General features: G+C 46.8%; 10 protein-coding genes. 3 read left to right on the top strand and 7 right to left on the bottom strand.

The genetic code is table 11. The annotated features are described in order from the left end of the window. Positions 1-59: 59 nt before the first annotated feature. The 5 genes from LRY47_RS02355 to LRY47_RS02335 form a co-directional block, all read right to left on the bottom strand. Positions 60-4,772 carry an NAD-glutamate dehydrogenase domain-containing protein gene (locus LRY47_RS02355; RefSeq protein WP_295222235.1) on the bottom strand — a complete coding sequence of 1,571 codons (4,713 nt, stop codon included), beginning with the start codon at positions 4,770-4,772 and terminating at the stop codon, positions 60-62. A gap of 63 nt (positions 4,773-4,835) precedes the next feature. Then, positions 4,836-5,303 carry a chemotaxis protein CheX gene (locus tag LRY47_RS02350; protein WP_295222234.1) on the bottom strand — a complete coding sequence of 156 codons (468 nt, stop codon included), beginning with the start codon at positions 5,301-5,303 and terminating at the stop codon, positions 4,836-4,838. Positions 5,304-5,364: 61 nt separating this feature from the next. Then, on the bottom strand, positions 5,365-5,928 hold the full coding sequence (locus tag LRY47_RS02345) for a CoA pyrophosphatase (protein ID WP_295222233.1): 564 nt from the start codon (positions 5,926-5,928) through the stop codon (positions 5,365-5,367). Then, entirely contained in the window at positions 5,921-8,548 is a 2,628-nt protein-coding gene (alaS, locus tag LRY47_RS02340; RefSeq protein ID WP_295222231.1) for an alanine--tRNA ligase, read from the bottom strand. Before alaS ends, LRY47_RS02345 begins: the two co-directional genes overlap by 8 nt. A 1-nt stretch (position 8,549) precedes the next feature. Next, positions 8,550-8,846: an HNH endonuclease gene (locus LRY47_RS02335; RefSeq protein WP_366043091.1), complete on the bottom strand. Its 297-nt coding sequence runs from the start codon at positions 8,844-8,846 to the stop codon at positions 8,550-8,552. 314 nt (positions 8,847-9,160) lie between these two features. Between LRY47_RS02335 and pckA the strand changes: the two genes are divergently transcribed. Continuing rightward, on the top strand, positions 9,161-10,750 hold the full coding sequence (gene pckA / locus LRY47_RS02330; protein WP_295222227.1) for a phosphoenolpyruvate carboxykinase (ATP): 1,590 nt from the start codon (positions 9,161-9,163) through the stop codon (positions 10,748-10,750). 54 nt (positions 10,751-10,804) lie between these two features. Next, positions 10,805-11,431, top strand: a complete 627-nt coding sequence (locus tag LRY47_RS02325; protein WP_295222224.1) for a carbonic anhydrase — start codon at positions 10,805-10,807, stop codon at positions 11,429-11,431. A 14-nt stretch (positions 11,432-11,445) separates the two neighbouring features. Here LRY47_RS02325 and LRY47_RS02320 read toward each other — a convergent pair whose 3' ends face one another. Continuing rightward, positions 11,446-11,799: a helix-turn-helix transcriptional regulator gene (locus LRY47_RS02320; RefSeq protein ID WP_295222221.1), complete on the bottom strand. Its 354-nt coding sequence runs from the start codon at positions 11,797-11,799 to the stop codon at positions 11,446-11,448. A 323-nt stretch (positions 11,800-12,122) separates the two neighbouring features. Between LRY47_RS02320 and LRY47_RS02315 the strand changes: the two genes are divergently transcribed. Continuing rightward, complete coding sequence (locus LRY47_RS02315) at positions 12,123-13,007, top strand: HAMP domain-containing sensor histidine kinase (protein WP_295222219.1); 885 nt, start codon at positions 12,123-12,125, stop codon at positions 13,005-13,007. A gap of 4 nt (positions 13,008-13,011) precedes the next feature. Here LRY47_RS02315 and LRY47_RS02310 read toward each other — a convergent pair whose 3' ends face one another. Then, positions 13,012-13,992 (bottom strand): hypothetical protein, encoded by a 981-nt coding sequence (locus LRY47_RS02310; RefSeq protein WP_295222217.1) that lies wholly within the window; start codon positions 13,990-13,992, stop codon positions 13,012-13,014. Between the last annotated feature and the right edge of the window lie 143 nt (positions 13,993-14,135).

The raw sequence follows: 14,135 nt of genomic DNA, 5'->3' as shown, positions 1-14,135 counted from the left end.
ATAACCTCCGAAACAGAATATAAAAAGTATAATCGTACAAATCAGTTTTTTGTTTATCATCAGTTTTCTCCGAACTTCTCCGCAAGGCGTGAGAACATATCCGCAACAACGTTGTACGGAACAAGGCTGTCTATGTCCCTGCTTCTCACAGACATCAGAAATGCATTATAGTTCTCAAAGAACGTCCTTTCGGAAGCTTTAAGCCCGTTCAGCCCCGCCCTTCCCTTGTCACAGAGAAAAACGGCTGTCATTTTCTGTATCTGTTTGAGGCGGTTCACAAGGCTTTCCATGTTCACCCGCTCCCATTCGGTTCGTATCTTAACCGATTTTATTCCGCTTGTCAGTTCCGTAATTGAAAAAACTGAATCCGCTTCGTAATATGCGGAAAGTATATCTCTTACGGCTCGCCCGGTCTTCACATGGATGTCGAAAATATCGAACGCCGCCTTTGCATAGCGAACCGCCGCAATGCGTTTTGCGAGTGACGAGGGTATGCCGCCTTCAATCAGTTCCGCACACATTGCGTCGTGGTTCTCTTTCAGTCCTGCGGAAAGATGTCTTGGGATAAGCCTCACTATCTCGCCGAATTCTTCTCTGCGCTCCCTGACTCTCTGCGCTCTGGCTTCGTCGGCTATCCAGACGGTTGCAACCTTCATCGTCTTTTCAAGTTCGCTCATGGCAGTATAAACAGATTCGGTTTCCGCTTTGCCGTCAAAAGATTCAAGCTCAAGGCGGATGCTCTTAAGCTCAAGAGCGTCCTCCGCCAGCATGTACGCATTTACAAGGCGGCTGAAATCTATATTGTTGTTCTTGTACAGTTCATAGAAGAACACGGGACCCGTGCGGTTTATGAGCCTGTTTATGATAACTGTCGCGGCTATCTCACGGCGCAGAATATGGTCGTACAGCTTTTCGCCGTACTGCGCCTGCATGTCCGCCGGGTAATAGCTCATATATTCGCGTTTTACCAGCTCGTCGTTAACGTCAAGCCCCTGCTCTATCTCGCCGTAAAGGAATATTTTTGAATAGGCGAGCAGAACGCACAGTTCCGGTCTTGTGGGAGCTTTGTCGCCATCGACAAACTCTATCTTCTCAATGTTGAAATCCAGAAGCTTCCTATCTCTTAAGTGTTTGGCGAACTCCCTGTAAATAACAGGGCTGGATTCGTACCCGCGCTGTGCCATGCTGATACAGCCCGATTGCAGGTAGTTGTCCCGCAGAACCAGCGCCTCAACCTGTGAGGTGAGCTTTTTGATGTATCTGTTGCGCTCGGCAAAATCCTTCATGTCCCCGTCTTTCATCAGTTTGGAGAACATTATTTTGAGGTTTACCTCGTGGTCGGACATATCCACGCCTGCGGAGTTGTCCAGCGCATCGGTGTTTATCTTTCCGCCGTTTTCTGCATACTCAATGCGCGCCTTCTGCGTGAACCCGAGGTTTCCGCCCTCGCCGACAACTACCGCGCGGAGCTCGTGTGATGTTATCCTCACCGAATCGTTCGCAGGGTCGCCGACCTGCGCGTTGGTCTCGGAAGTGGCTCTGACATAGGTGCCTATGCCGCCGTTCCACATCAGTTCCGCACGCATCCGCAGGATAAATCCGATAAGCTCTTCGCCTGAAAGGTACTGCTTATCGGTGTCCAGCATCGCGCGCACCTGCTGTGAAAGCTCTATCTTTTTGGCGGAGCGTTCAAAGATGCCGCCGCCTTCTGAAATTATCGTTCTGTCATAGTCCGCCCACGAACCCGCAGGTCCTACGGCGAACAGTCTTTTGCGTTCGGCAAAACTCTTCTCCGCATCAGGTGCGGGGTCGAGGAAGATATGCATATGATTGAACGCCGCCTGTAAAAGTATCTTCTTTGACAGAAGCATACCGTTACCAAACACGTCGCCGCCCATATCACCTATACCGAATACGGTGAATTCCTCTTTCTGTATGTCCTTGCCCGTCTCGCGGAAGTGACGTTTTACACATTCCCATGCGCCCTTGGCTGTGATACCCACTTTTTTGTGGTCATAGCCGACACTGCCGCCCGACGCGAAAGCGTCGCCCAGCCAGAATCCGCGCTCAACCGAAACGGAGTTCGCGATATCGCTGAACGCAGCCGTTCCTTTATCTGCCGCAACAACGAGATACGGGTCTTTCTCGTCATATATCTTAACATTGTCGGGATGAACGACCTTGCCGTTTTTTATGTTGTCCGTAACATCCAGCAGAGCGCGTATATAGTTTTTATATTGAGCAATTACGTTATCTTTATCCTGAGTTTTATCTTTGTATCTGGTCTTGACGATAAAGCCGCCCTTCGACCCGACGGGGACGATTACAGCGTTCTTAACCATCTGGGTCTTGACCAGTCCCAGAATCTCCGTGCGGTAATCATCCGGTCTGTCGGAAAAACGCAGACCGCCGCGGGCAACCTTTCCGCCGCGCAGATGTATTCCGTCCATCTGTGCAGAGTGTACGAAAATCTCGAACAGCGGACGCGGTTCGGGTATGATATCCAGTTCGCGGCTTCTGACCTTGAACGAAATATACGGACGTTCCGGCGCACAATAATAGTTCGTGCGCACCATGCCGCCCAGAACCTGAACACAGTCCCTCAGAGCCTTGTCCTCCGCTGCGGAAACAACCCTGTCTATCATGGGCATTATCATCTGTATGATGCCGTCAATGTCCGCCTTTTTTACCGAAGGATCAAATTTCGCCTCGAACAGCCGCACGATAAGTCCGGCAATGTCGGGATTGTTTGTAAAAGCGTTTGTAAGGGTTATCAGCGTGAAGCTGGTATCAATCTGTCTGATAAAGTTGCGAAGCGCACGCAGAACCGCTATCTGGCGGTATTTCAGTGAAGACGTGACGGCAAGCCCGTTCAGCCTGTCGTTCTCCGCCGTGCCGCTTAACACATGAACCATAAGCTGAGGCACATTTTCCTTATACATATCGCAGAACTCTTCCGGATATTCGATATCCGCAAGATACACCGCGTTTATGTAGCGCTCGCCGTCCTCAAGCTGAAGCCTGAAAGTGTCCTCCTCGTAAACCTTAAGCCCGATGTTGTCCAGAACCGGCATGAGCTGGGTCAGAAGGAACCTTGACTGCGCATATATCTTTAGAATCGCCCGTCCATTCTCGGCATAGATGCGTGCCTTGACGCCTTCCAGCCTCTCAAGTGACATAATATCCGCGAAGCCCGCCTCCGGACTGTTTCGCGATCTGTAGACATCATTGAACGCACTGACGTATCTGGCGTAGACCCTGTCTATATCCGGCGAATCCAGCCTGTCGTGCAGAAGGTCGTAGAGGTTGGCATCCCATGTTCGCAGCATGGAGAGTATTCTGTTCTTAAGCAGGTTGTCGTCAATCTTTATGAGGGTTTCCGTATCGCGCAGAAACAGATGGAAATGCATGTAATAGCGTTTATGCTCGTCTTCTCGCACGCTTGTGTCCAGAAGCTCCGCATCGAAAAATTCCGCCAGAAACTCACGCAGATCTGCGACAAGTTCCGTCGAATATTTTTCAAAAGGCAGAGCGATGAAAAAGAATAAATTGTTCAGAGGTCTGAAATCCCTGTAACATATACGTATCTGTTCCGAACCCTGCATGGTGAGGATAAGCTCAAGGGTCTCTATGGTAAGTCTGGTGTTGAAATTGAAAAGCTCTATCTTAGGGAAATCGTCGATGAGGGAGCGAACCCATTTGTAATCGTGGGAACCGTGAACGAAATTGAAATGGTCAAGAGCCTGTTTTATCTTGTCGCGTACGATGGGTATCTCATGAGGAGGGCATCTGCGCCCTTTGTATGTGAACTTTCCGAACACCTCGACCACACGCACGAACTTCTCGTGTCTGTCAACAAACATCAGCCTGTTCAGATATCCGCGTGTCTTCACCTTCGATCTTTCAAGTGAGATGTCAACCACAACGGGATGCCCGTCCACATAGTTCAGCTTTCCACCTTCAATGACAGACAAAAGAGCTTTCGCATCGGGCTGTTCTGCCGACAGAGTGCATATACCGATATCAGTGTTCGTCATAGACGCGTCTTCGGTCTTTATGTTTATAACCCTGGCGCCCTGCCAGATGAAATTATCCTGTAAAAGCCAGTGTATGAACCTTGAAACCTCCGGTTCGCTCTCGCGCAGTTCGCTGGCGAGGTTGTGCATAAGCTCCGTCATGCGGTGGAAATCGTCCACAGCCGCCATCACACACTCATAAACGGACGAGAGATTCTTCGTTATGTTCTTAAGCTGCGGCACTTCCATATGCTCAAGGAATATCAGAAAGAACGACTCGTTCTTAGAGCCGATGGCAGTCTCGGAAACTTTTGTCAGATTGCCCTGTTTGTCCCTTTCTGTGCTGAAAATAGGATGGAGTATAAAAAGTTCTTTGGTCTCGTTCTCCTGAAAATATGCCCAGACACTGTCGTAAAGGAAGGGTCTGTCGTCGGTTATTATCGAAACGAGACTGAAATTTCCCACGAAAAATGGCTTTGTCTCAAGAGCCTCTGCTACAACGGAAAGTTTTTTCTTTTTCCGTCCGTCGAAAATCTTAAAAAGATAAAGAAAAAAACCGTCGAGGTCTTCGTCGGAGAGGAAACTGAGGAAATTAGCCGGCATATGGTTTATCATCAGTCCGGCAAAATTGTAAAAGAGGATGTTGTCGTTTTTGTACTTTGAAAAAATGTTTTCGTGTCTTTTTGTCAGCATTGATAAGCGGTTCTGACCAAAATCTGTTCTTGTTACGCAGTTGAATAAAGACGGATTGATCATGGATTCCTCCTGTTTTCTGCGCAGTCAACCCTTTTAAAAGAAATAATTTGGTACTGAATGATATCAGTTTTTGTCTTTAAGTGCTATCTCAATGACAAAAGTGGTATTTTCCAGTTTAAATTTGACACCGACGCAGATGATGTGCGCAGGTCTTTGTATAGTGTGACCCTTGCCCACAACAACGTTCGGAACGGAAATGCTGAATCTGTGACCTTTATCGGTGAACATTTTTTTCGTACTGCCGGCTATCATGTTGATAAGCTCGCCGATGGCGTCGCCTACGTCCGTGTCCACCTCTTCTTTCTCTTCCATCAGGAAGATGGATGCAACCTTCGTTGCCAGCGCCTCGGGCATACTGACCGAAACATATCCCACTACGTCGCCGACAATACCGATAACGGCGGAAACGTCATAATGCAGGTTCTCATCAGATTTAATGTATAGGTCGCCCTTGACCGGCTTAAGTCCTGTCATGGTTTCAAATACGTTGATGGTACATGCTATGAAGGGATTTATGTATTCTGCTTTCACACTTTCCTCCCGTGTTCCGCTGTATTTAACATAATAGACCGAATCAATCTCTTTGCCAACATTATTCTTGTGATAAAATATGTACAAATTTATCAAGTATAAGAGCCGTAAGCCCCCAAACTATATCGTTCTGCCAGCGGAAAAAGTGAACAGTGCGGGATTCCCGTCCGCGAAACCATTTTTCCGTCCAGTAGGTCTGTCTGAAAGCAAAATGTGTCAGCGGTACGTTGTATATCCTGTCAACCTCTGTCTGCTGTATCCTGAAATCCGTGCCGCCTCCGACACCTACGAAGGGCGTTACCCTGTGTCCCCAGCGGGACATCTCGTCGTCCAGCGCGCCGAGCAGTTTTACCGATTCACCGCAGATACCTATCTCTTCGCAGGTTTCACGCAGTGCAGCACTGCACAGGCTTTCGCCGTTTTCCACACTTCCGCCGGGAAAAGAAACCTCTCCGCCGTGGTGTTCCAGACTGCGCATCCGTTTTGTCAGAATTACATTGTACTGTGTGCCTTCCGGCACCAGAAGAAGCAGAACAGCGGCAACACGGGGTGTCGCCGCCAGAGTTCTGCGTTTATATGATGATATCTTTTTTTGAATTTCTGATATTTCGCAAATTTCAGCCAATCAGCTTTTCCACGACAGCAGGTACAGCGGCAATCGCCTCGCCCAGCTTCGCCGGATTTTTTCCGCCCGCCATCGCCATGTCGGGTCTTCCGCCGCCTGAACCTTCAGCAATCTTAGCCACTTCGCGGACAACGTCGCCCGCCTTAACCCTGTCCATTGTATCTTTTGTGACGCCGCATGCGAACATCACTTTTCCATCGTTCACAGAACCTACCACTACAACGCCGCTTTTCATACGGTCGCGGGCTGTGTCCACGAACTTGCGCAGCGCCTCTGTGTCGGCGTTCTCAAGTGTGACTGCAAGCAGTTTCACGCCTTTAACGTCGATGATATTATCAAGAAGTTCCTCTGACTGAGCGGAAGCTATCTTGTCGCCAAGTTTTTTAAGCTCGCGCTCGCGCTCTTTCAGAGCGTCCATTGTCTCTTCTATTCTGGAAAGTACGTTGTCGGGAGCCGCTTTCAGCAGTTTTGCAGCTTCTTTGACTGTGCTGTCGGTTTTCTGAGCGTATGAGACCGCGTTCATTCCCGTAACAGCCTCTATCCTGCGCACGCCGGAAGCCACTGAAGCTTCGCTTGCAATCTTAAAGAAGCCGATGTCACCCGTTCTGTCAACGTGGCATCCGCCGCAAAGTTCCATGCTGAAATCCTCAACACGGACAACGCGCACCCTTTCGCCGTATTTCTCGCCGAAAAGCGCCATCGCACCGGCATGAACAGCTTCGTCCCTGCTCATATATGTTTTTGATACTTCGTCGTTTTCCTGAATGACAGCGTTCACTCTCTCCTCTATGCGCTCAATCTCCTCGTGGGAAACGGGTGCATAGTGGTTAAAGTCAAAGCGCAGTCTGTCCGGCGTGACCATTGAGCCTGCCTGACGGACGTGATCTCCGAGAACTTCCTGCAAAGCCTTGTGAAGAAGGTGGGTCGCAGTGTGGTTCTTTTCAGTCGCCTTTCTGGAGGGTCTGTCAACCTCCGCAGTAACGTTTTCACCTTTTATGATAGCGCCGAGTTCAGCAACACCGTGCATTGCTATCATGCCGTCGCCGTATTTTGACGTTTTAGTCACTTTGAATACTGCGGAATCCGTTTTGATATATCCGCAGTCGCCAGTCTGACCGCCGCCCTCTGCATAGAAGGGTGATTTCGCAAGCACTATGTCGCACTCGCCTTCGGTCTTGCTGACCTCAGCTCCGTCCTTAATTATAGAAAGAACGGTAGTGGATTCTTTCAGGCTGTCATAGCCTGTGAACTCGGTATGCAGACGGCTTGCAAGCTGGATATAGATATCCGCAACTCTGTTTTCGCCGCTTCCCGCCCATGATTTTTTAGCGCGTTCCTGCTGTGCCTGCATCTCCTGCTCAAATCCTGCCGTGTCGAGTGCGTATCCCGCATCCTCGGCAATATCTGTGAGCAGGTCGACGGGGAAACCGTATGTGTCGTACAGACGGAAGATGTCCTCGCCGCTGATGACCTTGTATTCTTTATGCTTTTCGAGAAGTTCGTCTATTATTTTAAGCCCTATTCCAAGAGTTCTGCTGAAAGATTGCTCTTCGTTTGTGACAACCTTAGATATAAAAGGCTTTTTGTCTGCAAGTTCAATGTAGTGACCTTTCATGAAGTCCACTACGAATTCGCATACCTTATAGAAGAACGTCCCCTCGAATCCGAGCATTTTACCGTGACGCATAGCGCGGCGCATTATACGGCGAAGAACGTAACCGCGTCCGTCGTTTGCCGGAAGCACACCGTCACCAACAAGGAAAGTGGTGGAACGGCTGTGGTCGGCTATGACCCTGACAGAGATATCCTTTTTAGTATCTGTGCCGTATTTATGCCCTGCAAGTTCCGAGATATATTCAAGTATGGGTTTGAAAAGATCGGTTTCGTAGTTGCTTGTTACACCCTGAACAACGGATGTAACACGCTCAAGTCCCATTCCGGTGTCGATGCTGGGCTTGGGAAGAGGTGTCAGTTTGCCGTCTGCGGAGCGGTCGAACTGCATAAAAACGAGGTTCCACAGCTCAAGGTGTCTGTCGCAGTCGCAGTTGCGGTCACATTCGGGTCGTCCGCAGCCGGTGCCTTCGCCCTGATCAATGTGTATCTCCGAACAGGGACCGCAGGGTCCCGTGTCGCCCATTGACCAGAAGTTATCCTTTTCGCCGCGGCGTTCGATGTCTTTTTCATCGAGACCGATAACGTCGCGCCAGATGGCGAACGCTTCGTCGTCATCATTATATACAGAGACAAACATCTTGTCGGCGGGCAGTCCCATCTCTTTGGTAAGGAACTCCCATCCGAATTTTATTGCATCCTCTTTGAAGTAATCGCCGAAAGAGAAGTTTCCGAGCATTTCAAAAAATGTATGGTGACGTGAGGTTACGCCCACGTTTTCAAGGTCGTTGTGTTTTCCGCCCGCCCGCACAACCTTCTGGCATGTGGCGGCTCTGGTATAGCTTCTGGTTTCACGTCCGAGGAATGTATCCTTGAACTGGTTCATTCCAGCGTTTGTGAAAAGCAGCGTGGGGTCGTCCGCTGGCACAAGTGACGATGAACCGACCACAACGTGTCCGTGCTGCTTAAAATATTCCAGAAACTTTTTTCGTATCTCATGACCAGTCATATCAACTCCGTTTGAGAGTATTAAGGTACTCTTCCCACTCTATGGGTAATAGATATTTTTTCTTGTTGTTACATTCTTTGCATGCGGGAACGACATTCCCTTTGGTGGACATACCGCCGCGAGCCACAGGCACAATGTGGTCCATTGTAAGCTCAGCAGGCGGAAATTTTTCGCCGCAATAATAACATACGCCTTCCGCAACTTTGTTTTTCCACCATTGCGTGCGGCGCAGTTCTCTCGCCTTCTCTTTCTCTTTTTTTATGTGCCTGTCGTCGGCAGGAATGAAGAACATTTCCATTTCAGCAGGGATTATATAGATGTGTTCAGCGAAATGCAAGAATTGATGAAAAAATCACAAAACAGCATAAAAACCATTTCGGACAAATTTCACCGTAAAGCACTCTCTTATTAGGAAACTTACTGTCACCATTTATTGATATTGAAAAACCAAATAAGCGTATTTGGAACTTAAATCACTAATAATGAAGCACTTTGGTGCAAAAAAACCACATAAAAAAAAATGTCAAATATAGCTTGAACACCTTCTGACAATCGTGTAGAATGCCGCGTTTGCAAAACCCCATACTATTTTCATCCCATCAGGAGGACAATGTGAGTAAAGCAGAAATATGTGTGCTCGACGGATACTGCTTCACCAACCTCGGTGAAATAAAAAGAAACCTGACAGCCGCAGAACTGTATGAAGAAATTGTTAAAAACGGCGAAGGAAAAATCGCTGATAAAGGCGCTGTGGTATGCCTCACAGGCAGATGCACAGGCCGCTCCCCCAACGACAAATTCATCGTTGAAGAAGAAACCACAAAGGCTGACGTTAACTGGGGAAAAGGTAACGTTGCCATCTCTGAAGAAAAATTTGAAAGACTTTTCGGAAAGCTTAAAGCATACATGCAGGGCAGAGACATCTACGTTCAGGAATGTTATGCCGGAGCTGATGAAAACAGCAGACTTAAAGTCCGCGTTATAAACGACTCCGCATGGCAGAACCTTTTCGCGCGCAACATGTTCATCTCTGAGAACGACGAGCGCAATCTTCAGGATTTCGCAGCTGACTTCACTGTTATCGGCTGCCCCGGTTTCCACGCTGACCCGGAAGAAGACGGAACAAACAGCGAAGCTTTCATACTGCTCAACTTTAAAAAGAAACTGGTTATCATCGGCGGAACAAGCTATGCCGGCGAAATCAAAAAATCCATCTTCACAGTTATGAACTATGTCCTTCCCAAAAAAGGCATCATGTCCATGCACTGCTCCGCCAACATCGGCGAAGGCGGCGACACAGCTCTTTTCTTCGGTCTGTCAGGAACAGGAAAAACAACCCTTTCCACTGACCCCGAAAGACACCTTATCGGTGACGACGAACACGGCTGGAGCGACGAAGGCGTTTTCAACATTGAAGGCGGATGCTACGCAAAGGTCATCAAGCTTTCTCCCGTTCAGGAACCCGATATCTACGCTTGTACGCAGAAATTCGGAACCATCCTTGAAAACGTTGTGATGGACGAAAACAGAAAAATCGACCTTGACGATGAAAAATATACAGAGAACACAAGAGCGTCTTATCCCATAGATTCACTCCCCAACATTGTTGAATCAGGAAAAGGCGGACACCCCAATGTGGTTATCTTCCTTACATACGATGCTTTCGGTGTTCTTCCTCCCGTATCCAAACTGACTGTTCCCCAGGCAATGTACCACTTCATCTCCGGCTACACAGCCAGAGTTGCGGGTACCGAAAAAGGCGTTACAGAACCCAAAGCAGTGTTCTCCACATGTTTCGGCGAACCCTTTATGGTATGGCACCCCTCCGTTTACGCCAAGCTGCTCGGCGACAAGATAGTTAAACACGGCGCAAGCTGCTACCTTGTAAACACCGGTCTCACAGGCGGACCCTACGGAGTAGGCAAAAGATTTGAAATCAAATATACCCGTAAAATCATAAAAGCCATCCTTTCAGGCGAAATCAACAAATCTGAATTCATGGCTGATCCAGTATTCGGATTCGGTATCCCCAAAACACTTGGCGATATCCCCACAGACGTTCTTCAACCCATCGAAAGCTGGAAGGACAAAGACGAATACATGGAAAAACTTAAAGCTCTCGCAAGCGGCTTCAAAGAAAACTTTAAGAAATACGAAGCGGTCACTTCCGCAGAAATCATTGCGGGCGGACCCGTTATCTGATAATTTGTCAGGGTCTGTGCCAAAAGGTACAGACCCTTTTTTTCAGGAGACCGCATGGACAATCTTTTTAAAGGAGCTGTGCGCTTCCGCGAACGCAGCTTTGAAAAACATAAAGAATTCTTCCGTAACCTCGGACATGGACAAAAACCGCATACCCTGTTTATCGGCTGTTCAGATTCCAGAGTTGTCCCGGAACTTATCACAAAAGCGATGCCCGGCGAACTTTTCGTCGTGCGCAACATCGCAAACATCGTACCTAAATACCGTATATCAAAAGAATATGCCGCGACCACTGCCGCAATCGAATTTGCAGTAATGACCCTCGGCGTTGAAAATATAGTAATATGCGGACACTCCAACTGCGGGGGCTGCCATGCACTGTTCAAAGACGAAGAATACTTCAAAGATATCCCGAACGTTGAACACTGGCTGGAACAGGCTGGCGACATACGCAAACAGGTGGAGGAAAACTACCCCGGCGCCACCGAAGAAGAGCGGGAGTGGATAACAGAGCAGGTAAATATCGTTGAACAGATGAAAAACATCCTTTCATATCCGCTTATCGCCGACAGATATAAAGCAGGAAAACTTAATATTTACGGCTGGTATTATGTGATAGCCACAGGTGAGGTTTATAACTATAACAAGGAAACACAGGAATTTGAACTTATAAAGGAATAACAGGCAGTGCGGGATTATTTGCGTCTGGATGTGAAGGCATAGATTATTCCGCGCACGGCTTTAATATATGAACCGCGCTCGGTCTCTTTTGCCTTGAAATATCCAGCCCTTACCTCTCTCAGGAACTCAGGAAGTTCGTTTTCATCATGGTATTCGGAAACCAGATCCTTCATGGATATCTCAAGATTGTCCGCAATGGATTTCAGTATATTAACAGTAAGGTTCACCTTTCCTGTTTCAATTTGTGACATATAAGTAGCATGAATATTGACATGTTCCGCAAGTGTTTCCTGCGACCAGCCTTTCGCTTTTCTGGCGTCTTTAATACGCTTTCCAATTTCAACTAAATGATGATTTTTATTACACATAACTAGACAATATTCTAAGTATAAACACAAATGAATAGAATATACCGAAATAATATTGTTGACGAATCTTGACTATATAATATACAATTATATTCAGACCGTGTGATTAATGTCATAAATGAAATCATGTAATATATTGGTATCTTTACATAACTCAACAATGCCTCCTGCATGGTCACGACGATTCCATGGTACCAGATTGCTGGTCTTATTGTACAGTTATAAGGTGACATATGGCTGATTACAGTTATTTTATAGTTAAAATACCATCGTCATCCACACATGAGCTCAATAGATTTGCTGCAGAGAATGAGGGGGAAGTCATGAAACACTCCGTTGTATGTGATTCAGCGGAAAAAATATCATTTTCCACTGAATCCAAGGCAAATTCTGACGATGGATGCTGCAAAGAATACAATCTATTTCTCAAAGAACGCGAAAACGACGTAAATAAGCTGCTGACGACCATATCACACCACTGGCGTCAGCCGTTGAACGTTCTTGCTCTTTCGGTGCAGGACCTGTGCGAACTTCACGATTTGAACAAATTGAGCAACGGTGATATCAAAGAGTTTGGAAAAAGAGCAATGGGAACAATTCAGGACATGTCAGCAGTTATTGACAAGTTCATCTCATCTCTGAACTGCGAAAGGGTTGAAACAAGAAAAAACATTGTTCATCATATATTTGATCTTCTGAAATTATACCAGCCTGAAATTGAGTTCAACAATACAGACCTTCACTTCAGCTGCACATGCCAAAACAAAACTGAAATTTTCGATTCATTTGAAACTTACCCAGCATGCTCGTACGATTTAGCTTCAAACATGATTGACGTCATGAAATTTAACCATGTATTCACAAACATAATAGATAATGCGAAAGAAGCCGTCTGCGAAGCACTCAAAAAGAAAGTAATCTCAAAAGGATTTATAAATGTCAGTGTTGTGGTCAGCCCAAGCCTGATCTCCATCTGTATAAAAAATAACGGCGAACCCATTGACGAAAAAATAAAAGACAAGATATTCATGCCCTATTTCACCACGAAAAACACAGGAAACGGAACCGGACTGGGGCTTTATACAGCAAAAACGGTCATGACGAATTTTCTGCACGGACAGCTTGAATTCCATAACTGTTCCGACGGAGTGGAGTTTACTATCCTCTTAGAAAACGACCACAGCGACGCTCTTTGCAGCAGCGACTGACTGACTACCTGCTGCCGATAAGATAACCTGTCATACCGCCGCCCGGTTTGACCTTTTCCCATTTCCCATCTGAATACATGGCTTTCAGTTCATCGAGCTGCTGTTTTATCGTCATAGAGCTGATCATTGACGACTTAAGCAGTTTGTATGAATATGTAAGCTGTCTGATATAGAAATCTGTTTTTTCACTTTCACTCATCTTAGCAGTTGTCTCCGCTGACCATGTCGGCATTCTGCTTGTCACCTGTTCGCGAACGTATCGGTACATGTACGGGTCTTCGCTGTCTACAGCAAGAAGCAGGTTTTGTAAAAAGCCTCCTTGCAGACCTGTGAGTTTCCCTTCATAATTTTTAAAATTCCATACCGGTGCATCCGTGCTGTAACCGGTAACTTTTGCACCTTTGGTCTGGATACGGTATTGGACGAAATTTTCATTCCTAACGGGTTTGCCATTTTCATCTTTTAAGAAGTTGCCTTCGTCGTCTGTCAGAAACATATCTTTCCAGATATCAGACGCCCTATTGTATGCCACAGCCTGACCGTTTTCATCAAAACGACTCATGCCTGCGTTAATTGCCGCTTCTTTATAAACAGCTTCGTAGAAATAGGTGTCAACATCCGAAATTTTCAGCTCTTTCAGAACATCCGCATCCTCAATGCCCATTTCCATGCCCATTTTAACTATTAATCCCCACGAGAGATCGTCGATGTCCACATCACCCTTCGGCATTGCCTTTCCAAGTTCAATAATTGTATTTATATAGTCAGCATCAATGCCGTTTACGATCGGTTTACCTGAATCTTCTACACTTGATTCGAGCATGGCTTCAGCCTGAAACTTGAGCCTTTCAGCTATAGACGAAATGTCAGTTTTATCCATTTCAGAATTCTGCTGATGAAGACTCGACAGACTGACCCCACGAAATGAAGCGGTATTGTACTGACCAAATTCCATATCCGGCATTGTTATACGAAAATCTTCCATATATAACCTCTGTTCAATATATTCGTACATATTAAGGAAAAATTAAGAAGTTTTTGTGTAGATAAGATGGAGTTGAAAAATGACGACGTTCATCAACAGCTACGGTTGCTGTTCAGATGCGAGCAGTACAAGGAAGGTTTTTG

The sequence above is a fragment of the Seleniivibrio sp. genome, assembly GCF_021209385.1.
Taxonomy (GTDB): Bacteria; Chrysiogenota; Deferribacteres; order Deferribacterales; family Geovibrionaceae; genus Seleniivibrio.
This window is presented reverse-complemented; position numbering and strand designations above follow the sequence as displayed.

Coding starts and splice junctions, on each gene's coding strand:
- LRY47_RS02355 (WP_295222235.1), bottom strand. CDS start 4,772: ATGATCAATCCGTCTTTATTCAACTGCGTAACAAGAACAGATTTTGGT.
- alaS (WP_295222231.1), bottom strand. CDS start 8,548: ATGACTGGTCATGAGATACGAAAAAAGTTTCTGGAATATTTTAAGCAG.
- LRY47_RS02335 (WP_366043091.1), bottom strand. CDS start 8,846: ATGGAAATGTTCTTCATTCCTGCCGACGACAGGCACATAAAAAAAGAG.
- LRY47_RS02325 (WP_295222224.1), top strand. CDS start 10,805: ATGGACAATCTTTTTAAAGGAGCTGTGCGCTTCCGCGAACGCAGCTTT.
- LRY47_RS02320 (WP_295222221.1), bottom strand. CDS start 11,799: ATGTGTAATAAAAATCATCATTTAGTTGAAATTGGAAAGCGTATTAAA.
- LRY47_RS02315 (WP_295222219.1), top strand. CDS start 12,123: ATGAAACACTCCGTTGTATGTGATTCAGCGGAAAAAATATCATTTTCC.
- LRY47_RS02310 (WP_295222217.1), bottom strand. CDS start 13,992: ATGGAAGATTTTCGTATAACAATGCCGGATATGGAATTTGGTCAGTAC.